Source organism: Hymenobacter baengnokdamensis (genome assembly GCF_008728635.1).
In the GTDB taxonomy this organism is placed as follows: domain Bacteria; phylum Bacteroidota; class Bacteroidia; order Cytophagales; family Hymenobacteraceae; genus Hymenobacter; species Hymenobacter baengnokdamensis.
This window is the reverse complement of sequence record NZ_CP044285.1, coordinates 2,663,462-2,690,398: the sequence shown is the minus strand read 5'-3', so window position 1 is coordinate 2,690,398 and position 26,937 is coordinate 2,663,462. Positions and strand designations below refer to the sequence as shown.

Annotated in this window: 26 protein-coding genes; 13 read left to right on the top strand and 13 right to left on the bottom strand. The window is 60.0% G+C overall.

The window, feature by feature from the left end; translation table 11 throughout:
* Nucleotides 1-23 precede the first annotated feature (23 nt).
* Entirely contained in the window at nt 24-3,041 is a 3,018-nt protein-coding gene (locus F6X24_RS11460; RefSeq protein WP_151088124.1) for a leucine--tRNA ligase, read from the top strand.
* Between the two features lie 163 nt (nt 3,042-3,204).
* On the opposite strand, the gene F6X24_RS11455 is transcribed toward F6X24_RS11460, so the two are convergent.
* The 3 genes from F6X24_RS11455 to F6X24_RS11445 all read right to left on the bottom strand — a co-directional run bounded on the left by F6X24_RS11455 (nt 3,205) and on the right by F6X24_RS11445 (nt 5,909).
* Nucleotides 3,205-3,537, bottom strand: coding sequence for a type II toxin-antitoxin system RelE/ParE family toxin (locus tag F6X24_RS11455; protein WP_151088123.1), 333 nt, complete (start codon nt 3,535-3,537; stop codon nt 3,205-3,207).
* The gene (locus F6X24_RS11450) at nt 3,509-3,763 is read right to left on the bottom strand and encodes a hypothetical protein (protein ID WP_151088122.1); all 255 of its coding nucleotides are present in this window, start codon (nt 3,761-3,763) and stop codon (nt 3,509-3,511) included. Before F6X24_RS11450 ends, F6X24_RS11455 begins: the two co-directional genes overlap by 29 nt.
* Before the next feature lie 91 nt (nt 3,764-3,854).
* Nucleotides 3,855-5,909, bottom strand: coding sequence for a S9 family peptidase (locus F6X24_RS11445; protein WP_151088121.1), 2,055 nt, complete (start codon nt 5,907-5,909; stop codon nt 3,855-3,857).
* A gap of 178 nt (nt 5,910-6,087) precedes the next feature.
* On the opposite strand from F6X24_RS11445, the gene F6X24_RS11440 reads away from it, so the two are divergent.
* Together F6X24_RS11440 and F6X24_RS11435 are read left to right on the top strand one after the other, a co-directional pair.
* Nucleotides 6,088-7,587 carry an amidase gene (locus F6X24_RS11440; RefSeq protein WP_151088120.1) on the top strand — a complete coding sequence of 500 codons (1,500 nt, stop codon included), beginning with the start codon at nt 6,088-6,090 and terminating at the stop codon, nt 7,585-7,587.
* Between the two features lie 101 nt (nt 7,588-7,688).
* Entirely contained in the window at nt 7,689-10,325 is a 2,637-nt protein-coding gene (locus F6X24_RS11435; RefSeq protein WP_151088119.1) for a M14 metallopeptidase family protein, read from the top strand.
* Nucleotides 10,326-10,414: 89 nt separating this feature from the next.
* Here F6X24_RS11435 and F6X24_RS11430 read toward each other — a convergent pair whose 3' ends face one another.
* On the bottom strand, nt 10,415-10,774 hold the full coding sequence (locus F6X24_RS11430) for an MmcQ/YjbR family DNA-binding protein (protein ID WP_151088118.1): 360 nt from the start codon (nt 10,772-10,774) through the stop codon (nt 10,415-10,417).
* Between the two features lie 12 nt (nt 10,775-10,786).
* Nucleotides 10,787-10,963 (bottom strand): DUF6728 family protein, encoded by a 177-nt coding sequence (locus tag F6X24_RS18990; RefSeq protein ID WP_173241410.1) that lies wholly within the window; start codon nt 10,961-10,963, stop codon nt 10,787-10,789.
* 151 nt (nt 10,964-11,114) lie between these two features.
* Here F6X24_RS18990 and F6X24_RS11425 point away from each other — a divergent pair, with 151 nt between their 5' ends.
* From F6X24_RS11425 to F6X24_RS11415, 3 genes are read left to right on the top strand one after another with little or no spacing between them, the layout of a single operon-like run.
* Nucleotides 11,115-12,464: a dicarboxylate/amino acid:cation symporter gene (locus F6X24_RS11425; protein ID WP_151088117.1), complete on the top strand. Its 1,350-nt coding sequence runs from the start codon at nt 11,115-11,117 to the stop codon at nt 12,462-12,464.
* A gap of 46 nt (nt 12,465-12,510) precedes the next feature.
* A complete protein-coding gene (locus F6X24_RS11420; RefSeq protein ID WP_191906300.1) occupies nt 12,511-12,978 on the top strand; it encodes a Cif family virulence factor in 468 nt (155 codons plus the stop codon).
* Between the two features lie 12 nt (nt 12,979-12,990).
* Nucleotides 12,991-13,518, top strand: a complete 528-nt coding sequence (locus F6X24_RS11415; RefSeq protein ID WP_151088115.1) for a hypothetical protein — start codon at nt 12,991-12,993, stop codon at nt 13,516-13,518.
* Between the two features lie 10 nt (nt 13,519-13,528).
* On the opposite strand, the gene F6X24_RS11410 is transcribed toward F6X24_RS11415, so the two are convergent.
* From F6X24_RS11410 to F6X24_RS11395, 4 genes are all read right to left on the bottom strand, one after another.
* Nucleotides 13,529-14,035 carry a hypothetical protein gene (locus F6X24_RS11410; RefSeq protein WP_151088114.1) on the bottom strand — a complete coding sequence of 169 codons (507 nt, stop codon included), beginning with the start codon at nt 14,033-14,035 and terminating at the stop codon, nt 13,529-13,531.
* 2 nt (nt 14,036-14,037) lie between these two features.
* Nucleotides 14,038-16,029, bottom strand: a complete 1,992-nt coding sequence (gene ispG, locus F6X24_RS11405) for a (E)-4-hydroxy-3-methylbut-2-enyl-diphosphate synthase (RefSeq protein ID WP_151088113.1) — start codon at nt 16,027-16,029, stop codon at nt 14,038-14,040.
* A gap of 213 nt (nt 16,030-16,242) precedes the next feature.
* The gene (locus tag F6X24_RS11400) at nt 16,243-17,139 is read right to left on the bottom strand and encodes a PAS domain-containing protein (RefSeq protein WP_151088112.1); all 897 of its coding nucleotides are present in this window, start codon (nt 17,137-17,139) and stop codon (nt 16,243-16,245) included.
* A 49-nt stretch (nt 17,140-17,188) separates the two neighbouring features.
* Complete coding sequence (locus F6X24_RS11395) at nt 17,189-17,548, bottom strand: hypothetical protein (protein ID WP_151088111.1); 360 nt, start codon at nt 17,546-17,548, stop codon at nt 17,189-17,191.
* A gap of 289 nt (nt 17,549-17,837) precedes the next feature.
* Between F6X24_RS11395 and F6X24_RS11390 the strand changes: the two genes are divergently transcribed.
* Nucleotides 17,838-18,416 carry a hypothetical protein gene (locus F6X24_RS11390; protein WP_151088110.1) on the top strand — a complete coding sequence of 193 codons (579 nt, stop codon included), beginning with the start codon at nt 17,838-17,840 and terminating at the stop codon, nt 18,414-18,416.
* A gap of 34 nt (nt 18,417-18,450) precedes the next feature.
* Here the strand turns inward: F6X24_RS11390 and F6X24_RS11385 are convergent, their stop codons facing one another.
* The 3 genes from F6X24_RS11385 to F6X24_RS11375 all read right to left on the bottom strand — a co-directional run bounded on the left by F6X24_RS11385 (nt 18,451) and on the right by F6X24_RS11375 (nt 20,770).
* A complete protein-coding gene (locus tag F6X24_RS11385) occupies nt 18,451-19,386 on the bottom strand; it encodes a D-2-hydroxyacid dehydrogenase (protein WP_151088109.1) in 936 nt (311 codons plus the stop codon).
* A 120-nt stretch (nt 19,387-19,506) separates the two neighbouring features.
* Nucleotides 19,507-19,923 (bottom strand): hypothetical protein, encoded by a 417-nt coding sequence (locus F6X24_RS11380; protein WP_151088108.1) that lies wholly within the window; start codon nt 19,921-19,923, stop codon nt 19,507-19,509.
* Nucleotides 19,924-20,062: 139 nt separating this feature from the next.
* Nucleotides 20,063-20,770, bottom strand: a complete 708-nt coding sequence (locus F6X24_RS11375) for a hypothetical protein (protein WP_151088107.1) — start codon at nt 20,768-20,770, stop codon at nt 20,063-20,065.
* Nucleotides 20,771-20,976: 206 nt separating this feature from the next.
* On the opposite strand from F6X24_RS11375, the gene F6X24_RS11370 reads away from it, so the two are divergent.
* The 3 genes from F6X24_RS11370 (at nt 20,977) to F6X24_RS11360 (ending at nt 23,082) form a co-directional block, all read left to right on the top strand.
* Complete coding sequence (locus F6X24_RS11370) at nt 20,977-21,390, top strand: 6-pyruvoyl trahydropterin synthase family protein (protein ID WP_151088106.1); 414 nt, start codon at nt 20,977-20,979, stop codon at nt 21,388-21,390.
* Complete coding sequence (gene folE / locus F6X24_RS11365; RefSeq protein ID WP_151088105.1) at nt 21,380-22,072, top strand: GTP cyclohydrolase I FolE; 693 nt, start codon at nt 21,380-21,382, stop codon at nt 22,070-22,072. Before F6X24_RS11370 ends, folE begins: the two co-directional genes overlap by 11 nt.
* A 95-nt stretch (nt 22,073-22,167) precedes the next feature.
* Nucleotides 22,168-23,082 carry a TIGR01777 family oxidoreductase gene (locus F6X24_RS11360; protein WP_229725059.1) on the top strand — a complete coding sequence of 305 codons (915 nt, stop codon included), beginning with the start codon at nt 22,168-22,170 and terminating at the stop codon, nt 23,080-23,082.
* 2 nt (nt 23,083-23,084) lie between these two features.
* On the opposite strand, the gene F6X24_RS11355 is transcribed toward F6X24_RS11360, so the two are convergent.
* The gene (locus F6X24_RS11355; protein ID WP_151088103.1) at nt 23,085-23,597 is read right to left on the bottom strand and encodes a D-glycero-alpha-D-manno-heptose-1,7-bisphosphate 7-phosphatase; all 513 of its coding nucleotides are present in this window, start codon (nt 23,595-23,597) and stop codon (nt 23,085-23,087) included.
* A gap of 72 nt (nt 23,598-23,669) precedes the next feature.
* On the opposite strand from F6X24_RS11355, the gene hemG reads away from it, so the two are divergent.
* The 3 genes from hemG (at nt 23,670) to F6X24_RS11340 (ending at nt 26,901) form a co-directional block, all read left to right on the top strand.
* Complete coding sequence (gene hemG, locus F6X24_RS11350) at nt 23,670-25,022, top strand: protoporphyrinogen oxidase (RefSeq protein WP_151088102.1); 1,353 nt, start codon at nt 23,670-23,672, stop codon at nt 25,020-25,022.
* Nucleotides 25,023-25,127: 105 nt separating this feature from the next.
* Nucleotides 25,128-25,904: a polyprenol monophosphomannose synthase gene (locus F6X24_RS11345; protein WP_151089596.1), complete on the top strand. Its 777-nt coding sequence runs from the start codon at nt 25,128-25,130 to the stop codon at nt 25,902-25,904.
* A gap of 55 nt (nt 25,905-25,959) precedes the next feature.
* Nucleotides 25,960-26,901 carry a TerC family protein gene (locus F6X24_RS11340; protein WP_151088101.1) on the top strand — a complete coding sequence of 314 codons (942 nt, stop codon included), beginning with the start codon at nt 25,960-25,962 and terminating at the stop codon, nt 26,899-26,901.
* Nucleotides 26,902-26,937: the final 36 nt, after the last annotated feature.

Sequence of the window (26,937 nt, the reverse complement as noted above, 5' to 3'; positions counted from 1 at the left end):
CCGAATTACAACCAGCCCAGCAAATGCCCGCGTACCGCCCCCAAGAGCTTGAAAAAAAGTGGCAAGACCACTGGCAGCAGCACAATACCTTCCGCGCCGACAACGACTCCACGAAGCCCAAATATTACGTACTCGATATGTTTCCCTACCCCTCCGGGGCGGGGCTGCACGTGGGCCACCCGCTGGGGTACATTGCCTCCGACATCGTGGCGCGCTACCAGCGCCTGCAAGGGCGTAATGTGCTGCACCCGATGGGCTTCGACTCCTTTGGCCTGCCCGCCGAGCAGTACGCCATCCAGACCGGCCAGCACCCGGCCGTGACCACCGAGAAGAACATCGAAACCTACATCCGGCAGCTCCAGCAGCTGGGCTTCAGCTACGACTGGGAGCGCGAGGTACGCACTTCCGACCCCGACTACTACAAGTGGACGCAGTGGATTTTCCTCAAGCTCTTCAATAGCTGGTACAACCTCGACACCGACCGCGCCGAGCACATCCGCACCCTGCAGGAGAAGTTTGCCGAGAGCGGTAGCGCCGGCATCCGCGCGGCCGGCGAAGCCGAGGACCGCCACGACTTCACGGCCGGCCAGTGGCAGAGCTTTACCGAGAAGCAGAAGCTCGCCGCCATTCTCCCCTATCGGCTGGCGTATCAGCAGGATACCTACGTGAACTGGTGCGCCGCGCTGGGCACCGTGCTCAGCAACGACGAGGTAAAAGACGGCCTCTCGGAGCGCGGCGGCTACCCCGTCGAGCGCCGCCTCATGCCGCAGTGGAACCTGCGCATCACGGCCTACGCCGACCGCCTGCTCAAGGGCCTCGATACCCTCGACTGGCCCGACGCCGTGAAGGAGATGCAGCGCAACTGGATTGGCAAAAGCATCGGGGCCGAGGTCAGCTTCCCGGTGCAGGGCCACGAAGGTACTGTCATTAAAGTATATACGACCCGCGTCGATACCATCTACGGTGCTACCTTCCTGGTGCTGGCCCCCGAGCACGAGCTGGTCGATACCCTCACCACGCCCGCCCAGCGCGCCGCGGTGGATGAGTATATCGCCGCCACCAAGCGCCGCTCGGAGCGCGACCGTATGGCCGACGTCAAAACCGTGTCGGGCGTGTTTACCGGCGCGTATGGCCTGAACCCGGTCAACAACGAGCCCGTGCCCATCTGGCTGGCCGATTACGTGCTGGCCGGCTACGGCACCGGCGCCGTAATGGCCGTACCCAGCGGCGACCAGCGCGACTATCTCTTTGCCAAACACTTCGACCTGCCCATCCCAGCCATTTCGGACGCCCAAAAGGACCTCGACCAGCAGGCCGACCCCACCAAGGAAGGCCGCTACATCAACTCGGGCATCGTCAACGGCCTGGGCTACAAGGAAGCCACCGCCACCCTCATCGCCTACCTCGAAGAGAAGGGCCTGGGCAAGGGCAAGGTGAATTTCCGCCTGCGCGACGCCATTTTTGGCCGCCAGCGCTACTGGGGCGAGCCCATCCCGATTTACTACAAAGACGGCACCGCCTACGGTGTGGCCGAGGCCGACCTGCCGCTCGTGCTCCCCGAAATCGACGAGTACAAGCCCACCGAAACCGGCGAGCCGCCCCTGGGCCGCGCTAAAGACTGGAAGTACAAGGGCCAGTACGAGTTCGAGCTGAGCACCATGCCCGGCTGGGCTGGCTCCAGCTGGTACTACCTCCGCTACATGGACCCGCACAACGCCGAGCGCTTTGTGGGCGAAGAAGCCGAGAAATACTGGGGCCAGGTAGACCTCTACATGGGCGGCGCCGAGCACGCCACCGGCCACCTGCTCTACTCCCGCTTCTGGTACCTGTTTTTGAAGGATTTGGGTTTGGTCACGGCCAACGAGCCGTTCCAAAAGCTTATAAATCAGGGGATGATTTTGGGGGTTTCGGAGTTGGCAACCCGCTTAATTGCACAAGTTGACCCTGATATTTTTGAAGTTTCTGAAAACGATTCGCATCCTTCGTTGGGTATTAATGTTAACAATAAATACCATGAGGTGCAATTACTTGGGCCTTCATCCAACGTTTTGATAAGTGCGGATGCGAAGCATCTTTTTGAAACCGTGACTCCAGAAGTCGCCTATGATAGCAGCGGAGAACCTTACATTCCTCAAGACGCTTCGAGCTTCGTTTACCAGAGGATTTATATTCCGATTGAATTCACGTCTAATTCCACTGTAGACACAATTGCTTACAGCCAATCTAATTCTATGCTCAAAGACACCGTCTTTGTCTGTAAAGGGGGTTTTTGGCAATTTGGTGTTTTCACAACTTTTGACGCCATCAAATCTGACAATACCGGTAGTCAATTCAAGACTGAGCCGACAGTCGAGAAAATGTCAAAGTCAAAATACAATGTTGTTAACCCAACGGAGTTAATTGACAAATTCGGCGCTGACGCCCTGCGCCTCTACGAGATGTTCCTCGGCCCACTGGAGCAATTCAAGCCCTGGAATACCAACGGCATCAGCGGCGTAGCCACCTTCCTCAAGAAGTTCTGGCGACTCTTCCACCCCGAAGACGGCCCCCTCGCCGTGACCGACGAGCCCGCCAGCCCCGCCGAGCTGAAGGCCCTGCACCGCGTCATCCAAAAGGTGGCCCAGGATATTGAGAAGTTCAGCTTCAATACCAGCGTCAGCACCTTCATGATTGCCGTGAACGAGCTAACGGCCCTCGGCACCCACAAACGCGCCATCCTGGAGCCGCTGGTTATCCTGCTCTCGCCCTTCGCCCCCCACCTGGCCGAAGAGCTGTGGGAAGAGTTAGGCCACGCCTCGGGCAGCATCAGCCACGCCGCCTACCCCGAGTTCCGCGAAGAATACCTGGTCGAAGCCAACGTGACTTACCCCGTAGCCATCAACGGCAAGGTGCGCGACCAGCGCCAGTTTGCCGCCACCGCCACCGCCGCCGAAATCGAAACCGCGATTCTGGCATCGGATTTTCTGAGCCGCTTCGGCGAGGGCAAAGCGGTGAAGAAAGTAGTGGTAGTGCCCGGCCGTATGGTGAACGTGGTGGTGTAAATGACCATAAAAAAGACTGTCATGCTGAGCTTGCCGAAGCATCTCTACCGCGCCGCTAGGGTGTCGTTCGGGAAAGATGCTTCGACAAGCTCAGCATGACGGACTACTTTTCTTTTCAAAAAACCGAAAGAGCCCGCTTCAATCGTAGCGGGCTCTTTCGGTTTTACAGCAATCCGTTTTCGCGCAATAGCTCGTCGCGCTCGCTATCCGAAATAGATTCCTGTTCAGATTTATCATAAATCGTGAGCAGGAATACCGTTTCGCCGACGATTTTAACGCAGGTGATTACCCTGGCGCCCCCGCTTTTCCCTTTGTTTTTGGCGGCAATGCTCATGCGCACCTTGTAGCAGTCGCGGCCCAATGGCTCGCCGGTTTGCGGGTTATTCCGCAACTCTACCAGCAATCGAGCAAAGTCATCCGGCATACTGACGTATTTCTTCGCCAGCCGCTTGATAAACCGGTCGAACCTAATCGAGGATATTATTTCGAAGCTCATCCAGCAATTCGTCAGCGGTTTTCAACTGGATTTTCCCCTGCTGATGCAGCTCCACTTCGTGGAGGGCCTCGCGAAAATCATCAATCCACTCCTGCTGCGCAGGCGTGTACTGCCTGGGCTTGGCTGGGGCTACGGTTTTGGTTTTAATGGCAAACGGCAGCGCTTTCAGCACTTTCAGCAAGGGCGCAAGCTGCTCATCGGGTACGGTTAGAATGACCTGGCTCATCGTGCAAGATACAAGTAGCTGGTACTTACAAGCAGCGCTCGGCGTAAGTTCAGCCGAGCGCTGCTTGTAGGCACCAGCTACAAAGTTCGCCTTACTGTCCGCCGGCCGTGCTGCCCATTGCCGAGCCTTTAGGCATCAGGTACTTATTATACCAGCTCAGGTAGCGCACGTAGCGGTCCTTGACGTAGCTGGGCGTCGTGACGCCGTGAAACTGGCCGGGGTAGATAACCAATTGCGTGGGCACGTTCAGGCTTTTGAGGGCCTGGTACATCTGCTCGGTGTTGAGCAGGGGCACGTTAAAATCCTTCTCGCCGCACACGAAAAGCGTGGGGGTTTTGATGCGGTCGGCGTGGTAGAAAGGGTACGACACCCGCATGTACACATCGGGGTTTTTCCAGGGCGTGCCCAGCTCGGTTTCGTAGTCGCGGATGTACTGGTCGGTGCCGTAGCCGGCCAGCACGTTAGCGATGCTGGCGCCGCTCACGGCCGCCTTGAAGCGCTGGTCGCGGGCGATAACCTGGTCGGTCATGATGCCGCCGTAGCTCCAGCCGCCCACGCCGAGGCGGTCGGGGTCGGCCAGGCCCTGCGCCACGGCGTAGTCTACCACGGCCAGCACGTCGTCGGTGTCCTTATTGCCCCAGTCGGCGTAGATGGCTTTGCTGTATTCCAGGCCCCGGCCCGAGCTGCCGCGCGGGTTGGCCACGACCACGGCGTAGCCGTTGGCGGCAAAGTATTGCCACTCAAACGAAAAGCCGTAGCCAAACTGCGCTACCGGCCCGCCGTGAATGCGCAGAATGGTCGGGTATTTACGCCCGGCCTGGTAGCCAACGGGCTTGATGAGGAAGCCGCTCACCAGCGTGCCGTCCTTGCTCTTGGTCTGAATGGGCTCGACTGCGCCGAGCGAAACTCCTTTCAGCCAGGTGTCATTTTGCCGGGAAAGCGGGCGCAGCGCCCCTTTTTTATCCAGGGCGAATACTTCATTGGGCTCTTGCGGCTGGCTGCTGAGCACGGTTAGCTGGCCGTTGCGGGCCAGGTCGTAAGCGCCAATTTCGCGCGGGCCGGCTAGCACCTTTTCTATTTTCCCTCCCGCAGCCGGCACCCGCATCAAGGACTCGGCGCGGTCGTCTTCGAGCAGAAAATAAACGCTTTTGCCATCGGCCGACCACTGCGGATGCGTGGTATTGCGGTCGAGGCCGGCCGTGAGGGCGCGGGCGGGGCCGCCGGCCACCTCGACTACCATGAGCTGGTGCAGGGCGTACACGAGCTGCTCTTTGGGGCCGCCCTGCACAAAGGCGATGCGGCGGCCATCGGGGCTCCAGGCGGGGCGGCTGCCGTAGTTGGGGGCGCTCTCAGGTACGTCGGTTGTCAGCAGCGGCCGGGCCGTGGCGCCGGGCTGCGCGTCAATTAAAAAAAGGTCGTAGTTGTCGTGGCGGTCGGGGTCGGGGCCGCGCTTGCTGCTGAAAACGAGCTGCTTGCTATCGGGGCTCCAGGCGGGCAGGCTTTCGTCGTACTGGCCCGGCGTAAGATTCACGAGGCGGCGCGTGGCCACGTCGAACACGTAGAGGTGCTGACGCTGATTATTCAGGTAGCCCTCCACATCCTGCTTGAACTGGAAGCGGTCGATGACGATGGGCGGAGGTGTTTTCTTCTTGGCTTTCTGGGCAGCCGTGAGCGAATCGGGGTCGGCATCCTTAATAATCAAGGCGATGCGCTGGCCATCGGGGCTCCACACGTAGTCGGCCACGCTGCCCTTAAGCCTGGTTACTTTCTCGGCCTCGCCGCCGGCGCGGTTGAGCAGCCAGAGCTGGGCGTTGCCACCCTCTTCCTCGTTGCGGCCCGAGATGAAGCTCAGGTATTTGCCATCGGGGCTGAAGCGCGGGTGGGTTTCGCTGGCCGGGTTGGTAGTGACGCGCAGGTTTTGCGAGCCATCGGTGCGGGCCATCCAAATATCGGCGTCGCGCTTGTCGGTGGTGGTATCTACGCGCGTTACCGTATAAGTCACCCAGGCACCATCGGGTGAGAGGTTAGGGTCGGCCACGTCGCGCATTCGGGCCAGGTCGGTGAGGTTGAGCGGGCGCGGCGCGGTTTGGGCGGGGCTGGTCAGCGGCAGGGCCAGCGCAGTGAGGAAGGGTAGCAGGTTTTTCATAAGTAGCGAAGAGGCTATTGACTACAACTAAAGAACGGTCATGCTGAACGCAGTGAAGCATCTCTACCAAACCGTATGGAAATGACTCCAAAGAAGCGCGCGAGATGCTTCACTGCGTTCAGCATGACCGTTCTTTTTTATCGGTTTCGAAATGCTACCCCGCCCCTATCTTGCCGCCATGCTTTCTCCCACCGAATACGACCAACTCGATGGCCTGGGCATGGCCGCCCTCGTAGCAAGTGGCCAGCTCACGGCCGCCGAGCTGTGCCGGGCTGCCATTGCCCGCGCCGAAGCTGTCAATCCGCAGATTAACGCCATCATTCTTCCCCTATTCGAGCAGGCGCAGGGGCGGGCTACCGCCGGGCTGCCGACCGGCCCGTTCGGCGGCGTGCCGTTTTTGCTGAAAGACTTCGGGGCGGCCTATGCCGGTGTGCCCCAGACGGCCGGCAGCCGCGCCCTACGCCACTACGTGCCCACCGAAGACGCCGAGCTGGTACGCCGCTGGCAGGCGGCGGGTGTCAATATCCTCGGCAAAACCAGCACGCCCGAATTTGCCCTGCTGGCCGTGACCGAGCCCGCGCTCTACGGCGCCTGCCGCAATCCGTGGAATTTGGGCCACACACCGGGCGGCAGCAGCGGCGGCTCGGCAGCGGCCGTGGCGGCGGGCATTGTACCAGTAGCCGGGGCCGGCGATGGCGGCGGCTCCATCCGCATTCCGGCGGCATGCTGTGGGCTGTTTGGGCTGAAACCCAGCCGGGGGCGCGTGCCTACCGGCCCCGAGCAGGGCGAGAAGTGGCAGGGCGCGGCCGTGGAGCACGTACTTACGCGCTCAGTGCGCGACAGTGCGGCCATGCTCGACGCTACGCAGGGCGCGGATGTGGGCGCTCCGTACTTTTTGCCCGGCTCCGCGCGCCCTTACCTGGAAGAAGTGAGCCGGGAGCCCGGCCGCCTGCGCATCGCCTTTACTCTCGACCACCCGCTGGGCCGGCCGCTGCACCCGGAGTGCGCCACCGCCGTGCGCGACGCGGCCCACCTGCTCGCAAGCCTGGGCCACGACGTAGCGGAAGTAGCACTGCCCTTCGACGGCCGGGCCGTGTCGGCGGCCTTTCTCATGCTTTATTTTGGCGAGACCGGGGCCAGCATCGCCAGCCTGGCGGCAGTGCTGGGCCGCCCCACCCGGCCCGCCGATGTGGAGCCCACTACCTGGCTGCTGGGCTTGCTGGGCCGCACCTACTCGGCCGCCGACTTTGCCGCTGCCCGCCACACTTGGAACGACCATGCCCGCCGCATGGGCCGGTTTCACCAGACCTACGACCTGCTGCTGACGCCCACGCTCGCCACGCCGCCCGTGCGCATCGGCGAGCTGCAACCCAAGCCCTTCGAGCAGAAGCTGCTACGCGTGGTGAATACCTTCGGGCTGGGCGGCCTCATCCGGCGCTCGGGCCTCGTGGAGAAACTGGCCGAGCAAAGCCTCGAAAAAACGCCCTACACCCAGCTGGCCAACCTCACCGGCCAGCCCGCCATGTCGGTGCCCCTGCACTGGACCGCCGACGGCCTGCCCTGCGGGGTGCAGCTCATTGCCCGCCTCGGGGCTGAGGACGTGCTCTTTCGCCTGGCCGGGCAGCTGGAGCAGGCCCGGCCGTGGTTCAACCGGCGGCCGGCGAACCTTATGCCCTGACCCCTTCACCCAAAAGAGATGGCAGGGCGCGAGTGCCGCTACTGCATCTTTGTGCCTCCCGTTTCCGTCCTTTTACCTTCTTTTCTACGCTACTTCAGTTGATGATTTCTCTACCTTCCTGCGGGACCGTTGCCACGCGCACCCTCGGCCCGCTGGGCTTTGGGCTGCTGCTGGGGCTAGCCCTGCCATTGGCCGGCACGGCCCAGACTACCACTACCGCGCCCAGCACCACCAGCACCGCCGACGCGGCCGGACCTTTATTAACCCCCGGCCAGTTTCTGGGCTATGAGCTGGGCAGCCAGTTCACGCCCCAGGCTGAGGTGCTGCGCTACGCCGCGCACGTGGTAGCCCACTCGCCCGGCCGGATGCGCATTACGCCCTACGGGAAAACCTACGAGAAGCGCACGTTGGAAGTCATTGAAATCGGCAATACTGAAAACTTCGGTCGGCTGGCTGACATTCAGCAAAACGACCGCCGGCTGGCCAGCCTCGAAAGCGGCGCGGCCAGCCGCCAGCTGCCGGCCGTGGCCTGGCTCAGCTACAACGTGCACGGCAACGAGGCCGTGAGCTCGGAGGCGGTGATGCAGGTGCTCTACGACCTGGCCAACCCGCAGGACCAGCAAATGCAGGACTGGCTTAAGAATACGGTGGTCATCATTGACCCCTGCGTGAACCCCGACGGCCACGACCGCTACGTGAACTGGTACAACCGCGTGCGTAACCAAAGCCCCAATGCCGGCCCCGACTCGTGGGAGCACCACGAGCCCTGGCCCGGCGGGCGCTACAACCACTATTACTTCGACCTGAACCGCGACTGGGCCTGGCAAACCCAGCAGGAAAGCCGCCAGCGCATTGTGCTCTACAACAAGTGGCTACCCCAGGTGCACGCCGACTTTCACGAGATGGGCCCCAACAACTCGTATTATTTCTCGCCGGCCGCCAAGCCGTATCATGCCGACATTACGCCCTGGCAGCGGAAGTTCCAGAACGTGATTGGCGACTACAACCGGGCCACGTTTGATAAAAATAACTGGCTCTATTTTACCCGGGAAGTGTACGACCTCTACGCCCCCACCTACGGCGATACCTGGCCCAGCTTCAACGGCGCCATCGGCATGACCTATGAGCAGGGCGGCGGCAGCCCGGCCGGCGTGGCTTATGCCCGCACCGAGGGCGATACGCTGACCCTGGCCCAGCGCATTGCCCATCACCACGCCGCCAGCCGCGCCACCATTCAGGCCACCGCCGAGCGCCACGACGATTTGCTGCGTGAGTTCCAGGCCTATTTCACCACCGCCAAAACCAGGCCCGGCGGCACCTACAAAACCTACGTGCTGGCCTCCGGCAACGACCCCGGCCAGCTGCGGATGCTCACGCAGTACCTCGACCGCCAGCAAATCAGCTACGGCTTTGCCCCCAGGAGCCTCAAAACCAACGGCTACAACTATGCCAGCGGCAAAACCGAGCAGGTAGAAGTGCAGCCGCACGACGTGCTCGTGAGCATGTATCAGCCCAAGTCAACGCTGGTGAAAGTGCTGTTTGAGCCGCGCCCGCAGCTCGAAGACTCGCTTACCTACGACATTACCTCCTGGGCGCTCCCCTACTCGTTTGGGGTAAAAGCCTACGCCCTCACCCAGCGCCTCGACGCCAGCGGCCCCACCCCAACCCCGGCTACGGTAAAGGGCAGCGCCGCCGCGCCTACCGACAAGCCCTACGCCTACCTGGCCCGCTGGAATAACCTCCAGGATGTGCGCTTTCTGAGCAAGCTGCTGCAACAGAAAGTGAAAATACGCTTCGCCGAGCAGGCTTTTGAGGCCGAAGGCCAGAAGTACGCGCCCGGCACGCTCATCATCACGCGCACCGGCAACGAGGCGCTGGGAGCCAAGTTTGACCAGCTGGTGCGGGCGCAGGCCGACTCGGCCGGCACGGTGGTACAGGCCGTAAAATCGGGCTTTTCGACCACCGGCCACGACCTGGGCTCGGGCACGGTACACTTCGTGAAGCAGCCCACCGTGGCCGTAGTAGCCGGCCCCGGCATCGACGCCACGGCCTTTGGCGAAGTGTGGCACTTCTTCGAGCAGCAGATTGGCTACCCGATTACGGTGCTGGGCACCGATTACCTGAGCCGGGTAAATATGTCAAAAATCGACGTGCTTATTCTGCCGGATGGCAATTACCAGGATATTTACCCCGCCCCGGCCCTCGAAAGCCTCAAAGCCTGGGTGCGGGGCGGCGGCAAGCTCATCGCCCTCGAAGGCGCCATGAAATTTCTGGCCAATAAAAAGGATTTCCTGCTCAAGGGTAAAGTCGCTGACTCGGTAGCCCTCAAAAAGGCGGAGGTCATTAACCCCTACCTGCCCCTGCGCCGCTACGGCAGCGCCGAGCGCGAAGGCACGCAGGAACAGGCGTTGGGCACTATCTACCGCGTGCAGCTCGACAATACGCACCCGCTGTCCTTCGGCTACGGCGACACCTACCCGGCGCTTATTCGCACGCCGCTCAGCTACCGGTTTTTGGGCAAAGGTGGCTGGAATGTGGGTGTCATTAAAAAGAACGGCTATTATGCCGGCTTCTCGGGCAGCAAAGCCCGTAAGGAGCTGGTCGATACCTTCGTGCTGGGCGAGCAGGACCTGGGCCGGGGCCAGGTTATCTACCTCGGCGACAACCCCTTATTCCGGGCTTTCTGGCAGAGCGGCAAGCTGCTGTTTGGCAACGCCGTCTTCCTGGTTGGCCAGTAGCCGTAGCTAAAAAGACCGTCAGGCAGCCTGTAAATAGGCGCAGCCTGACGGTCTTTTTTACGTCCGGGAGCAGGCAGCTGCTCTATGATTTACTTTATTTCCTGGCGCAGCTCGGCGCGCAATGCCTTGGGAAGCGCCGCCACAATGAGCTGGTACGAATCGGTCAGCCACTCGCGCAGCTGGGCATCGCTGGCCCCGGTTCCAATGAGCACGGTATTCCAGTGTTTTTTATTCATGTGAAAGCCGGGCAGCACGTAGTCGAAGCGCTCGCGCAGCTCGCTGGCGTGCTCGGGGTCGCACTTCACGTTGAAACTGGCAAAAGTCTGCAAATCGGTGAGGGCAAATAGCTTGCCGCCCACCTTAAACACCAGCGTATCAGGGCCGAAGGGGGTTTCCTCCGTGGCACCGGGCAGGCCAAGGCAGAAGTCGCGGTACTCTTCGATATTCATCGCCGCGGGGTTCTAGCGGATAAACCAGCGGTAGAGCAGCACGCACAAGCCCACCAGAAACATCGCCATGCTCAGCTTATTGATAAAGTGCATGGTGCGCAGGTTGAAGTTGGACTTGCGGCTCGGGTCGTTCTTGCGAAAGAAGTAGCCGAGTGCCGGTCCGAGGTTAAAAAGATTTTTACCGTTCATAAAAGAGGGCAAGGTTGAGGATGGCAAAGTAACACCGGCCGCGGCGGAAAGATTGTTGGCCCCGTGCTTTTCTTCCGGCCTACGCGCCCCGCACTGCCCAGCCAGCTAGCTTTGCGCCCTGCTGGCAGCGCGCCTCTCCTTTTCCACTACTATGACACGCTATTATTCCAACCTCACCGTGCAGGTGCTCACGGCCATTGTGCTGGGAGTAGTAGTCGGGGGCTTGTTTCCGCACTTCGGCGCGGCGCTTAAGCCCGTGGCCGACACGTTTATCAACCTCATTAAGATGTTGATTGCGCCCATTATTTTTCTCACGGTAGTGCTGGGCATTGCCGGCATGGGCAGCCTGCAAAAAGTTGGCCGCGTAGGCGGTAAGGCCCTGCTTTACTTTGAGCTAGTAACCACCCTGGCGCTGGCAATTGGCATTGCGGCGGCCAATATCACCCAGCCGGGCACGGGCGTGCAGGCTACTGCGCAGGCTGCTCTTCACGACAGCAAGCAAACGACCGAAGCCGCCAAATTCACCACGCAGGCCGGCGAGTTGAACTGGGTCGAGTTTATCACCCACATTGTGCCCACCAACGTGGTCGAAGCATTCGCCAAAGGCGATATATTGCAAGTACTATTGTTTGCTGTATTATTCGGCCTGGCCCTCAACCGCCTGGGCGAGTCGGCTCAGCCCCTGGTCAAGACCTTCGACCGGCTTTCACACGCCATGTTTGGGGTGCTGGGCATTGTCATGAAGCTGGCTCCGCTGGGGGCGTTTGGCGGGATGGCTTTCACTATCGGCAAGTACGGGCTGGCCACCCTGCTACCGCTGGGCAAGCTCATGCTGGTCGTGTACCTCACCATGTTTTTGTTCATTTTTGGGGTACTAAACCTGATTTTACGGGCTTACCAGCTGCGGCTGGGGCCATACCTGGGCTTTATTAAGGAAGAGATTCTGCTGGTGCTGGGCACCTCGTCGTCCGAGTCGGCGCTGCCGCGCATGATTGATAAGATGGAGCGCTACGGCTGCTCGCGCTCGGTGGCGGGGCTGGTTATTCCTACCGGCTATTCCTTTAATCTGGATGGCACCTCCATTTACCTGTCTATTGCGGTTATCTTTCTGGCCCAGGCCTTTAACATTCCGCTCTCGCTTACGCAGCAGCTATCGCTCATTGCCGTGCTAGTGGTTACGAGCAAGGGCGCGGCGGGGGTCACGGGCTCGGGCTTTATCGTGCTGGCTTCCACGCTGGCGGCTACCAAAACCATTCCCGTGGAGAGCGTGGCGCTGCTGCTGGGCGTCGACCGCTTTATGAGTGAGGCCCGCGCTATTACCAACGTTATCGGCAATGGCGTGGCTACGCTCATCATCGCCAAAAGCGAAGGTGAGTTTGACGAAGCCCGCCACCAGCTGGCGCTGCAGGGCCGCGCCGTGCCCGAGGAGCTACGCCCCGAGCCGGTGGCCGAGCTGCCGCGCATCCTGAAGCCCCATGAACAGGAGCCCGGCCAGGACTGATTTCCCTACCCCTAATTTGCCTACGCCGAACGCTTATCTTAACCACATGAAAAATCACGTTTCGCTGCTGCTGCTCAGCGGCCTGCTCGGCGCTACGTTCGCCGCACAAGCCCAAACGACCTCGGCCGAAGTGCCGGCCGTGAAGCAAGCCATCACAACGTTTTTCGACGCAATGCGGCGCGGCGACAGCACCCTGGTACGAAGCACCCTGGCCCCGACCGCCGTATTTCATACCCTGAGCCAGCCCCAAGGCCAGCCCACGGTGCAGCTCGAAAGCGTAAATGCCTTCTTAAAAGCCGTCGGCACGCCCCACGCCGAAAGCTGGGACGAGCGCGTGCAGTTCGAGCACGTACTCATCGACGCCAACCTGGCCAGCGTGTGGGCACCCTACGAGTTTTACCTGGGCAGCAAGTTCAGCCACTGCGGCTACGACTCGTTTCAGCTGGTGAAGCTGGCCAGCGGCTGGAAAATCGCGCACATTATTGATACGCGCCGCAAGGAGAAGTGCCGCTAGCCCTTCAACTACATGGAATCGAAACGCTATCCCCGCCAGCTTTCGCGCGGCGCCAATAATGCGGCCATCGCCCTTTCCGAAACGGAAGTTGGTAAGCTTTTCAGCGACGATACGCGCTCCGATATTGGCTCGGAAGCCGAAAAAATGCGCTTCGCCAATGCCGTGAATGGATTAGTAGTCCGCTTTCATCGCCTGGAAACCAACGAGGCCCTGGCCGCCGACATGCTGGTAATGGAGCGCATCTACCCGCTCGATTTCCGGGCCTACGAGGTAGAAATGCGCGAAATCTGGTTCGACGTTTTCACCGGTGAGCTGCTAGCCCTGCACGCCGCTGGTTTCGTGCACCACGATTTGCAGCGCCCCAGCAACCTACCCGGCGAGCGCTTCGACAATATCCTGCTCACGCAACAAGGCTTGCGGCTGATTGACGTCGGCATTTCCGTGTTGCAGCGGCAGGTTGGCGAGCCGTTTTTCAACGCCTACGTGCAGCGGGAGTTGGAAGAGTTGGCGCGGTTTCGGGAGTTTTTTTTGGGGCGGTAAGGTCGCCTAACTACTCATTACTATACCCTGTAAATGGGGAATTCATAAATGCGGCAGCTCCATAAGCATCAATCGGATAGTTTTCTACAAAGGCGGAATTCCAGTAAAATTGCCCAAGTGAACAGTCCATTTTGATTAGGTATTTTCTGGGGTCTTCTTCTGGTTTTTCCCAGAAGTAATCGTGAAATAAAATACCTGCTTGGCAATCCAGCAAATCCAATGTTACTATATCACCATTGATACCACTACCTGCAAATAGCAGATTGGTATGTAGCGCTCGCTTAAATTCCGCATCCCAGTCATAACTCTTCTTTAGGCAATTAGCTTGCATAAATGAGAATTCTCCCACCTCCAGCTCCGTTTCAAATGAGAACTGAGCAAAAAAGCATTGGACGTTTTGAATCGCTCCTGTAGCTCGTAATACTGCCGCGTTCTCTTCCCGAAAAGGCTCGAAATAGCGCTTTACACTAATCTCTTTTGCGTGCAAGGCTAGCAGCATTTTTTCGGCGTCTAACATCCCTACACCCCTACCGGCTCGTCCACTACTTCCTTCTCTACCCATTTGCCATCCTCGCGCATTAGCTCAATCAGCTCATCCACGGCGCGTTCTTCGGGCACGGCTTTTTTGATGACTTCCTGGCCGCGGTAGAGGGCAATTTTGCCTTTGCCGACGCCCACGTAGCCGTAGTCGGCGTCGGCCATTTCGCCGGGGCCGTTCACGATGCAGCCCATAATACCGATTTTGATGCCCTTGAGGTGGTCGGTGCGCTTACGAATCATGGCCGTGGTTTCCTGCAGGTCGAAGAGCGTGCGGCCGCAGCTGGGGCAGCTGATATATTCGGTTTTGCTCATGCGGGTGCGGGCCGCCTGCAAAATCCCGAAGCTCAATTGGTTGAGGCCCGAAATTGTATCGAGGCACATTTCCTTGCTTTGTACGGGCAGCACCTCCGTGCGCAGAACTATCCCGTCGCCAAGGCCATCGATTAGCAAGCCACCGATATCGGTAGCGGCATCGAGCTGGGTTTGCGCTACTGCCTGGGCGGGGTAGGTGCGGAATACTACTACCGGGCAGGTAACCTGACTGTTAAGCAGCTCGAAGAAAGCGCGGCGCAGCTCGGGCAGGGCATGAGCATTCGTAGTATCCAGCACCAGTACCAGCGTTGCGTCGGCGTGCAGGTGGCGCAGCAAAGAGGCATCGAGCGTGTCGAGGCTGAGTAGCAGAAAGTTGAGCTGTGGATGACGCGGCTGCTCGTTGAGATATCTGTCGACAGTCATCACCGGGTAGTGATGCAGGCGCTGGCCGGCGTCGAGCCAGGCGGTGTACGTCACAATTTCCTTCAGGCCATTGGGCAGCATGAAAGGCACCGGCCGCTCGCCGGTATAGATGTAGTCGGCCCCCTGGTCCGACATCTGAAACTTGTCGAGAAAGGGTGAGTACAGGTGGCCGGCGGCGCGCAGGTCGGCATATTCGAGCTGGTACGGCAGGCGCGACAAATCAACAATAACGCGCGGCACGTTGAGGCCGCCGAAGTTCAATACCTCGTGCGTAGCGCGGCGCTGGTATTGAAACGGGTTGAGGGGCTCCTCGCCTACCAGCGGCCTGATGGGCCGGGCCTGGGCGGCGCGGTCTACGTAGCGGTTGATGAGCATGCGCGCCACCGGCGCTTCGGCCTCGGGGGCTTCGGTGAGGCTGACGCGCACGGTATCGCCCAGGCCATCTTCGAGCAGTGTGCCGATACCCACGGCCGACTTAATGCGGCCATCCTCGGCTTCACCGGCTTCGGTTACGCCCAGGTGCAGCGGGTAGGGCTGCAAGCCTTCTTCGTCGAGCTTTTGCACCAGCAAGCGGTAGGCCTGCACCATTACCTGGGTGTTGCTGGCCTTCATGCTGAGCACTACGTCGTAGTAGTTTTCCTCTTCGCAGAGCCGCAAAAACTCTAGAGCCGACTCCACCATGCCCAGCGGCGTGTCGCCGTAGCGACTCAGAATGCGGTCGGAGAGCGAGCCGTGGTTGGTGCCAATACGCATGGCCGTGCCGTACTGCTTACAAATTTTCACCAGCGGCCGAAACCGCTCCCGGATGCGCTCAACCTCGGCGGCGTAGCTGGAATCGGAATACGCTATTTCTTCAAATTTCTTTTTATCGGCGTAGTTGCCGGGGTTTACGCGCACTTTCTCCACGATGCGGGCCGCCAGCTCGGCGGCGTTGGGCGTAAAGTGGATGTCGGCAATCAAGGGCACGTTGCAGCCCCGCGCCCGCAGCTCTTTCTTGATTTCGAGCAGGTTTTGTGCCTCCTTCACGCTGGGCGCGGTGATGCGGACGTACTCGCAGCCAGCGTCCACCATGCGCAGCGTTTGGGCTACCGAGCCCAGCGTGTCCATGGTATCGACCGTGGTCATGCTCTGCACCCGAATGGGATAGTCGCCGCCCAGCGGTACGCCGCCAATATTCACCACCCGCGCCACGCGGCGCCGGTACTCAGTCAGGCTAGGACAATATATCTTGTTCATAACGCAAAAGGCTAGGGCCGGCAACTACCCGCCGGGGCCGTATGCAAAGGTACGGCAACCACTCAGCGCCAGCTTAAGTCCACCATCTGCCTAATGGACAGGATATATATTAAATAAAATATATAAATATTACTTACAACCGAACCCCCATGCACAGCTGGCAACCTTCTTGCACAACGCTCTGCTGGACAAAGAGCTGCAGCGCTTACGGCACTACCCTGCCTGTTCGCCCAGCTGCTTGCGCAGGCGCTGCACTTCGTGCTCCAATTCCAGGTTGCGGAAAGTGACCTTGGCGTCGAGGTCGGCATAGGAGTTCTGTAGCTGCTCCTGCAGCTGGCGCATTTCGGTCACGTCGGTATTAGTGCCAAGCCAGCGAATGGTGTTGTTGTGCTCGTCGCGCACGGGCACGGCGCGGGTCAAAAACCAGCGGTACTGGCCATCGTGGCCCCGCAGCGGAAACGTCAGCTCCCAGGGTTGGCCCATCGCCCAGGCGTTACTCACAAAGTCCAGCACCGTCTTTAGGTAGTCTGGGTGATGAACTTTCTCCCAACCCCAGCCTTCCATTTCGGCCAGGTTGGTACCCGTGTAGTCGTACCAGCGCTTGTTGTACCAATAGATATGGCCATCGGGCCGGGCCATCCACGAAAGCTGGGCCAGGTTATCGGCCAGCGTCGTAAACTCCGACTCGCGCTCCAGCAGCTGCTCGCTGGCCAGCTTCTGGTCGTGAATGTCGGTGCAGGTGCCAAACCACGTCGTGATATTGCCGGCCGCATCGCGCCGGGGCAGCGCCTGCCCCAGAAACCACCGGTACCCACCGGCTTTCGACTTAAAGCGGTACTCTATCTCGTAGTCTTTGCCGGTGGCCAGCGAATGCCCCCACACCTGGCGGGCGCGGGCGCGGTCGTCGGGGTGCAGCAGGTTGTTCCACATGTCGGGCCCCAGGCTATCGGCCAGCGTATAGCCGGTGTAGTCAATCCAGCGCTGATTGAAATAAGTATGAAAGCCGGCCGGGTCAGTCATCCACACCAGCTGCGGAATAAAGTCGGCCAGAAATTGAAACTCTTCCCCATTTTTTTGAGAAGAATCAGGTAGGGAATCTGAATGAGTCACGGCTAAAAAGAACGGGGAAAGCTACCAGAATAACACAAGAAACAGGGGCTCAGGGCCGGTCGAGCTGCATTTCCAGCCCGGAGCTGAAATAGAGATTTAGCTGGCTGCGGGCCCCGTCGGCCGTGCGGCGCAGGCGCGTCACGAGGGCACGCATTTCCTCCGACGGGAAGCTCAGCCGCAGGTAAGGGCGATTGAGCAGCTCATCGCGCAATACGGCCCAGCTACCGGTTTCGCTCAGCATAGGCGCAACCAGCTGCAGCAGGTCGTCGCTGAGCAGCAGGCTGGTAGCTTGCGCCAACGCACTGTCGGGGTCGGCCCGGTTTACTACGCGGTGCGCCACGCGCCACGCGCCGGCCAGGTAATTGTCGGGGACTTCCTGCAGGTTTATGTCGAGTAATAAATCGGACATCAGGCAACTGAAAGCCACAGCTTAAGGCTGGCTTTCCACAATGACTTCTCTATACTAAGAGAAGCAGCTGCAACACGTTTTTTGGTTGAGCTTTCCCCTAACGCACGCCGGTAAAAATGGGTTTCTGGCGACGCTACTTAGCGTTTATGGACTACGTAAGTCATTACAAATTAATGATTTTACTTTTACGCTTTCGCACTCACAAGTCCTGGTTCTTCCCCAGCTGCCCGCTTTCTCAGCCAACCCGGCAGCTGGCGCGTATAGCCTATATTCGTTGGCTTTTTTACCCATGAAATACTTCTCGCTTCCTTCTGATTTACCCGGCCAGGTAGCCAGGGCCGCCCGCCAAACCGGCCTGCGCGCCTGGCAAACCGGCCGCTTGTTTCGGCAGGTAGCGCAGCGGGCGCTCGATGCCATGCAGGAAGTGCTGCGGGCCGAGATTCAGAGTGGCCACGCGCGGCTGGTTGCCGATTTTCTGGCTGATAAGGCCCTGCCCGCCGCCCGGGCGCTGCTGCTCGAGCGCATGGCGGCCCGGCTGCTGCTGCGTATCGGCCTGCGGGGGGCATTTATGACCAATATCGCGGGCTGGGTTCTGCCCTTTGTGCTCGAAAAGCTGTTTCAGGCGGCGCGGGCCAGCGGCCTGCTTGCCCGCCTCGAAGCCAACCCTACCATTTCGGAGGCCCTCACCCGCCTCGACGAGCTTCGCCAGGCGGCGGCCCGGCTCCTTTTTCCGGACGGCGAAACCGAGGCCCGCGTGCTCACCGATGAGGAGGCCGCAGCGCTGCTTCAGCAACCAGTTAAAAAGCTTGCCGCGCAGAGCACGCCGGAAGAAGCCCATCCCGGCTTATTATCCAGCGCAGCTCTGTAGTTAGGGCACAAGCAGCACGGAGCTAGCATTGGCACTAATAACCCCTGGCCAGGTAAATCTGATTTTCGAGGGGCTCGCCGGCCCGGAGCCGGGCTAAATTGCGCAGCAGCTGGTCGATTTTGCCTTCGGCTTCGTGGGGCTGGCCCCCGCCCGTGTGCTGGGTGAGCAGCACGTTGGGCATTGTCCAGAATGGATGGCTGGCCGGCAGGGGCTCGGTAGCGGTTACGTCGAGTACGGCTCCGCCGAGCCAGCCGGCTTGCAGGCTGCGCAGTAAAGCGGCTTCGTCGGTAGTAGTGCCCCGCCCCACACTGGCGTAGAGGCTGCCGGCCGGCATGGCGGCAAACAGCTCGGCGGTAAAGAAATTGACAGCGCTACCCGGCAAGCAGTTAATTACCAAATCGGTAACAGGCAGGGCGGCCAGCAGCTCGGCGCGCGAGTGCAGCTCGGCGTGCGGGCTCGTACGCGCCAGCAGCCGCACCTGGCAGCCAAAGCCGCTGAGCTGCTGCCGCACAGCCTGCCCAATAGCGCCGGCTCCTAGTACCACCACCCGCTTGCCCCGCAGCAGCCCGGTGCGGCTCCGGACGGCGGCCCCCACCCAACGGGCTTCGGACTGTAGCCGTAGCAGCTCGGGCAAGGCCCGGTAGTACGCCAGCACGCCGGCTACCATTGTTTCGGCGCAGGGCCAGGCAAAGTAATCGCCCATGTTGGCAACCGGCGCGGCCACCGCCACGCCCTGGTAGCGGTCGAAGCCCGCCGACTCGAGCTGCCACAGCTTTAAACGAGGCAACGAACCCGCAGCCAGCCACTCGGGCGGCGGATTGCCGAATACTATTTCGGCGGCTTCAAAGGCAAGCCGCTGCTGCTCGGCCGGCAGGTCGGCGGCCAGTAGTGCCTGGTAGCCGGCCGGCAGCTGCGCCTGCAAATATGCCCGGGTTATCGGGTGTAAATTAGAATAAATAAATATTTGCATAATATTTTACTAATTGACCATTTTTATCGCCCTAAAGCGGGCGGCTACCAAACGCAAACAGCTCTTCCAGATACTGCTATCTGGAAGAGCTGTTTGGCCGGGCTACTAGTAGCCGGCGGTTTAGCGGGCCAGGGTATCCTCGCCCCGGTTGTTGTTTTTCAAATCTTCCTCGGGCGTAGTGCTGGAGCCCAGCAGCTGGCCGGCAGCGGCCAGCAGTGCTTCACTCAGCTTCTCGACGTGCAGGCGGGTATTGCCTTCGGCGAAGTGCGCTACGCGCTTGGTTTCGGTGCCAAGGTGGTGTACCAGGCGGCCTACCTGCTCGCCGTCGTAGGTGCCGCCGTGCAGGAGCGCCTTCAGCGATTGCAGGTCAACTACCAGCTGATGAAACTCGGGGTTAGCGGCTTCTTTTAAGTCTTCAATCCAGCGCTGTAGCTGGTTGTCGATACCGGCGCGGCTGGCTTCCTCGTTCAGGTTGCCGGTTAGCAGCTTTACAGCGCCTTCCAGATGTACTTGGTGTTGAACTTCTTTCTTTTCCATGAGTGCGCAAAGAGTAATGGGGTGGGCAAGCCAGGCAGCCTGCCTACCTGCCAAACGCAAGGCGGGCCGTGGAGGTTAGGCTTAGCCCAATAAAAAACCCTGCCGGCTGCCGGCAGGGTTTTTTATTGGGCTAAAATGATTACTCGATTTTGCTCATGCGCTCTTTTACTGCCTCCAGGGCCACGCGCATGTTTACAATGTCGGCGCGGGCGGCTTCCTGCTCTTTCAGGTTGCTATCTACCTGGTTATTAAGCTGCTGCAACTCAGCGGCATTGGCTGCGAGCTGCTGCTGAATTTCCAGCTTGCGCGCTTTGTTGCGCTCGATATCCTTCTTGATGGCATCGGCCTTGCTGATAACCGACATGTGGTTGTTCTGCGAGGTTACCAGGGCCTTTTCGGCATCGGTAATCTGCGCCACCAGGTCTTCGCGGTACATCGAGCGGGCAAAGTCCTTGAGATATTTCTCAGCCGACTTCCACTGCGTGGGCGTCGAAGCCTGGCCCAGGTAGGCATTACCCAGGTCGATGCTCCACCACACACCGGTGCCGGTAGGCAGGGCATCTACACGGCTGATAACACGTACCGGCGTGGGCGAGATATCCGGAATCGTTACGCCATCCATCGTAATGATTCCTTTATTGTTTTTCACTTTACCGGGAAACTGCTCGTTCAACTGCTTTAGCCAGGCGGCCTCTACCCGCTTGTTATCGAGCTGCAGGCTTACGCGCTGGCCTTTGCGGGGAATATTGTTGATGTTCTGGTCCGACTCGTCAACGGGGGAGCGCTGAGCCGACACTTGCAAGGCCCCCAGCAGGAGCAGGAAGACGAAAAGTAGGTTTTTAGTCATCGGTAGGAAAGATGGGTAACTAGTAGAAAAACAAAAGAAATGAGCCGAGCTAGTATTCCGACTGCCCAAATTTAAGCAGCCTGACGCAACTGATTATGAGGTCTGGTATTTTTTTTTGCCGCGTTTATTTTTTCTTGGATTAATCCTATGAGGATAAGCAGTCATTTTACTCTTAACAAAAGGCCATTTGAGTGGTTGCAAACCCTATGTCACAGCTTACTATCTGCCGCTCCGAGCACTTCAACGCGGCCCATCGCCTGCACAACCCGGCCTGGAATGAGGCCCGCAATCAGCAGGTATTTGGCAAATGCAACAATCCGAACTACCACGGCCATAACTACAACCTGACCGTGCGACTCACCGGCGAAATTGACCCGGAAACGGGCTATGTTTTTGACCTGAAGCAGCTTAGCGACATCATAAAATCTGAGATACTGAATCGTTTCGACCACCGCAACCTAAATCTCGATACCGAAGATTTTCGGCACCTCAACCCGACGGCGGAAAACATTGCCGTTGTCATTTGGCGGCGGCTGCGGGCGGCGCTCCCGGCCGCGCTCAAGCTGGCCGTGACGCTCCACGAAACCGACCGTAATTTTGTGGAATACTATGGAGAATAAATCTGCCGGCCTCCCGGCCCCTGCCGCAGCCGCGCGGGCTACCGACCACGGCCCGGATGCTCACCTGCCAGCCGGCCTGCGCACCCCGCTACGACCCGATGCCTTTGCCCGCACCGACGACGAAAAAATCACGGCTATCAGCGGCCACTTCCACGCTATTATGCAGGAGTTGGGCCTCGACCTGACCGATGACAGTCTGGCCGGCACGCCCCGGCGCGTGGCCAAAATGTTTGTGCAAGAATGGTTTAAGGGCCTCAACCCCGAGCATCGGCCCGAAGTGCGGCTCTTTGACAACCGCTACCAGTACCAGCAGCTGCTGATAGAGCGCGACATTACGCTGTTTTCGTGCTGTGAGCACCATTTTGTGCCCATCATCGGCAAGGCGCACGTGGCTTACCTGCCCGGTGAGCACGTCGTAGGCCTCAGCAAGCTCAACCGGGTGGTGCAGTACTATGCCCGTCGGCCGCAGGTGCAGGAGCGCCTTACCCGGCAAGTGGCCGAACATCTGCGCCAGAGCCTGGGCACCGACGACGTAGCCGTGCTCATCGAAGCCGACCACCTGTGCGTGATGAGCCGCGGCGTAAACGACACGAGCAGCTCGACAATCACCAGCGAGTACGGGGGCAAATTTCTGGAAGACAGCACTTTGCGCAGCGAGTTTTTACGGCAGATTGGAAAATAGTTTTTAATGGCTAATTGCTTCATGGTCAATGAGTAATGATTTTTTAAGAGCTGACCAGAGATTAACCATTAACCATTGAAAAATTAACCATTAGCATGAAAATCCTCATCACCGGCGGCACGGGCATGATTGGGCAGCGGCTGGCTGAGCTGCTGATTGATGGCGGGCACGAGGTCGGACTGCTTACCCGCGACCCACAGAAAGCCAGTCACTTCCGGCTGTTTGGTTGGGACCCCCAGGGCGGCACCATCGACCCTGCCGCGGTGCCCTACGCCGACTGCATCGTGAACCTGGCCGGCAGCAGCGTAGCGGAGGGCAAGTGGACCACCGAGCGCAAGCACGACATCATTCGCTCGCGCCTCGATGGGCTGGAGCTGCTGTACCGTGAGCTAGCTAAGCCCGGCCACCATGTCCAAACGCTGCTATCTGCCTCGGCCATCGGCGTGTATGGCGACCGGGGCGCGGAAATGCTTTATGAAGACTCGCCCATTGCGGCCCCCGGCGACGACTTTCTCGCCGATGTGGTGGTGCAGTGGGAAGCTGCCGCCCGGCGCATCGGCGAACTAGGGCTCCGGGTGGTGCTGCCTCGCATCGGTATCGTGCTCAGCCCCGAGGGCGGGGCGCTGGTGCCCATTGCCAAAACCATTCGCTACGGGGCCGGGGCCCCGCTGGGCTCGGGCCGGCAGTACATGAGCTGGATTCATCTGGATGACCTGTGCCGCCTGCTGGTGCATATGCTGGAAGAGGCGCAGTGGCAGGGCGAGTACAACGCCGTAGCTCCCAACCCGGTCACCAACCAGGAGTTTACCGCAACGCTGGCCCAGGTAATGCACCGGCCGCTGCTACTGCCCAAGGTGCCGGCGTTTGGCCTGAAGCTGGCGATGGGCGAGATGAGCGAGATTGTGCTCGGCTCGCAGCGCGTGAGCGCCGACAAGGTCTTAAGCCAGGGCTTTGTGTATGAGTACCCGGAGGTTAAAGCAGCCCTGCAATCGTTTTACCAGGAAAGCTGACACTACTTTTCTTCGCTTAAAATCAACTCAGTAGCTTCCCACAAATCGGCTACCCTGGGCGAGTAAGCCAGGGGCTCGGCCGGCCCCACCAGGATGCCGCGCACGCCCAGCTTCGCCCCGGCTGCCATGTCGCGGGCCCGGTCGCCCACCAGCCAGCACCGGGCCGGGTCGAGCTGAAAGCGGGCCACGGCTTTTTCGAGCATTCCTGAATCGGGCTTGCGAAAAATAGACTCGCTGACGGATGGATGGCTTTCGGAATAATATATTGAATCTACTATGTTACCACATGCCTGCTGCAAGATGTGGTGGCAGGCCAGCACCTCGGCCGGCGTGTAAAGCCCCTTGGCAATACCGGCCTGGTTGGTTACCACAATGAGGTAGTAGCCCGCCGCCTTGAGGCGCGCCAGGCTCTCGGGCACACCGGGGCAGATGCGGAAGCGTTCGGGCGTCCAGACGTAGTCACCCATTTCTTCGTTGAGCACGCCATCACGGTCCAGGAACACTGCCTTATTCATATAAGTAGATTTTTATATTTCAGTTTCTTTCAGCTTTGCCCCACTGAAAACAAAGCTATTCGCTAATTGCTCATGGCCAGCAGCCCTTCTCCTATCCGCGTTGCCATTATCGGCGGCGGTCTCACCGGCCTCACGCTGGCGTATTACTTACAAAAAGCAGGCGTTGCCTACGACTTGTTTGAAGCGAGCGGCCGGCCGGGCGGCAATCTGTATTCGCCTCTTACGCCGGAGGGCTATCAGCTGGAGGCCGGGCCTAACTCCTTGCTGCTAAGCGCTGAGCTAGAAGAATTAGTGACCGAGCTTGGCCTGCAAAGCCACATTCAGGAAGCGGCTCCGGTAAGCCAGCACCGTTACGTACTGCGAGGCGGCCGGTATCAGGCTCTGCCTGCCTCGCCGCCCGCGCTGATAAGCAGCAATTTTTTTAGTCTGAGAACCAAGCTGCGCCTGCTGGCCGAGCTGCTACGCCGGCCGACCCAGCCCGTGCCGGGCGAAACCGTGGCCGCCTTTTTTGAGCGGCACTTCGGGGCCGAAGTGGTGCAGTATGCCGTCAATGCATTTGTTGCCGGCATTTATGCCGGCGACCCGGCCGAGCTGCTGCTCTCCCTTACTTTTCCGCAGCTGGCGGCGCTCGAAACCCAGTATGGCTCGCTGCTGCGCGGCCTGGCCAAAGGCCCAAAAACGGCGCGCCGCCGCACTATTACGCTGCGAGGCGGCGTGCAGGCCCTTACCGATGCGCTTGCCGCCAAGCTTACCAACTACCACCCGGATTGCCGGATTACCGCCATCGGGTTGCTCGCTGAAAATACGTATACCCTGACCCCCCAGCCGCCCCAGCCGGCCGCCCTGGCGCCCTACTCGCACCTGGCGCTGGCGCTGCCGGCCTACGCGGCGGCCCCGCTGCTGCGCCCGCACTTTGCGGCCGCCGCCGAAGCCCTGGCGGCCGTGCGCTACCCGCCCATGACGCTGGTATATTCGGCCTACGACCGGGCGGCCGTGGCGCACCCGCTCGCGGGCTTCGGGGCGCTGAATCCGAGGGTGGAAAACACCTATTCGGCGGGTTCCATCTGGACCAGCTCCCTTTTCCCCGACCGCGTGCCGGCCGGGCAGGTGCTCTTTACCAGCTTCGTGGGCGGGGCACAGTTTGCCCGCCAGGCGCAGGAGCCGGCCGCCACGCAGCTGGCTGCCGTGCACCACGAGCTAAGCCGGCTTTACGGCATTGAGGGTGCACCGCGCTGGCAGGGCCGCTATTACTGGCCGCAGAGCCTTCCGCAGTTCGACCAGTACCTGGCGGCGGCGCGGGCCGCCGTGGCCCCGCTGGCGGCCCGGGGAATGGTGGCCGTAGCCAACTGGCAAGCCGGCGTAAGCGTGCCCGACTGTATAAAGTACGCCCGCCGGCTGGCCGGGCAGTTAGCCGCCAATAAGTAGCCGCCCGCTCTATTCCTTCCCCGTTGGCTGCTAATAATTCGCCGCCAGCCAGCCAGGGAGGCAACCCTATTGCCACGCTCCTTATCTTTGCGTGTGATGAGTACTATGGCCGCCGGGTTAGTCTTAATTCCGACGTACAATGAGCGGGAAAATGTGGAGCTTATTCTGCGGGCCGTTTTTGCGCTGCCGAAGAAGTTTCACGTCCTGGTAATTGACGACGGCTCGCCCGACGGCACGGGCGCGGTTGTGCGCGGGCTACTGGCTGAGTTTGCGGGCCGCCTTTTTCTGGAAGAGCGCGCGGGCAAGCAAGGCCTGGGCACGGCCTACATCTTTGGCTTCCGGTGGGCATTGGCGCGGGGCTACGACTATGTGTTTGAGATGGATGCGGACTTCTCGCATAACCCGCAGGATTTGCTGCGCCTGCACGAAGCCTGCGCCGTGCAAGGCTACGACCTGGCCATCGGCTCGCGCTACAGCGATGGCGTTAACGTCGTGAACTGGCCCATGAGCCGGGTACTGATGTCGTATTTTGCCTCCAAGTATGTGCGCTTTATCACGAGCATGCCCATTCATGATGCCACGGCGGGGTTTAAGTGCTACTCGGCGCGGGTGCTGCGCGCCATCGACCTGAGCCGGATACATTTTGTGGGCTACGCCTTTCAGATTGAGATGAAGTGGCTGACCTACCGCCTGGGCTTTCACATCAAGGAGGTGCCCATTATCTTCACCGACCGCACCCGGGGGCAGTCCAAAATGTCGAAGGGCATTTTTAAGGAGGCCCTCTTTGGCGTCGTCCAGATGAAGCTCAGCAGCTGGATTCATCCGCCACGCCGCACCGACAACTCTCCCCAGGGCCAGCCAGCTATCGCGCCGGCGCAGTAGCGCTTACCGCCACGCGGGCAGTTTTTTCGTATCTGAGACAGCCTTATGCTGCCGGATGGAAAACACACCCCTGTTCTGGATTTTATTCAATCTACTTATAATTGGGCTCTTACTGCTCGATTTACTGGTGCTGAACCGCCGGGCCCACGCCGTCAAGCTCCGCGAGGCGCTGGGCTGGAGCATCTTCTGGATTACGCTTTCACTGGGCTTCAACTTCCTGGTGTACCGCACCATGGGCCACGAGGCCGGCCTGCAATGGCTAACGGGCTACCTCATCGAAAAGGCCCTGAGCATAGATAACCTGTTTGTATTCCTGCTCATTTTCACCTACTTTAAGGTACCAGCCGAGTATCAGCACCGCATTCTGTTCTGGGGCGTGCTGGGGGCGCTGGTGCTGCGCGGCATATTTATTCTGGCGGGGGCCGCGCTGCTGGTAAAGTTTCATTTTTTACTTTATATACTCGGCGCTTTTCTGGTATACACCGGCGTTCGCATGGCCCTGAGCGGCAGCGATGAGCCCGAAATCGAGCCCAACAACAATCCGGTAGTGCGGCTGCTGAGCCGGCACCTGCCCATCACGCGGCAGCTTGATGGCGGCCGGTTTTTTACCCGGCGCGACGGCCTGCGCTTTGCCACGCCCCTACTGGTGGTGCTGGTGATGATAGAAACTACCGACGTGGTTTTTGCGGCCGATTCTATCCCGGCTATCCTGGCCGTTTCGCGCAATACGTTCGTGGTGTATACCTCTAATGTATTTGCGCTGCTGGGGCTGCGGGCGCTGTATTTTGCCCTGGCCAGCCTCATGACGCTTTTTCACTACCTGCACTATGGGCTGGCGCTTATTCTGGTTTTTATCGGTGGCAAGCTGCTGACCGACGACCTTTTGCGCGTGCAGTTTAACCGGGAGCTACCCATGCCGGTTTCACTGGGCGTGGTAGGCCTGCTGCTGCTGGGCTCCATTGGCGCCTCGCTGCTGTGGCCCCGGAAAAACGGGTAATGGCCGCTTTTCACTGGCCACCAAGCAGTAGTATGT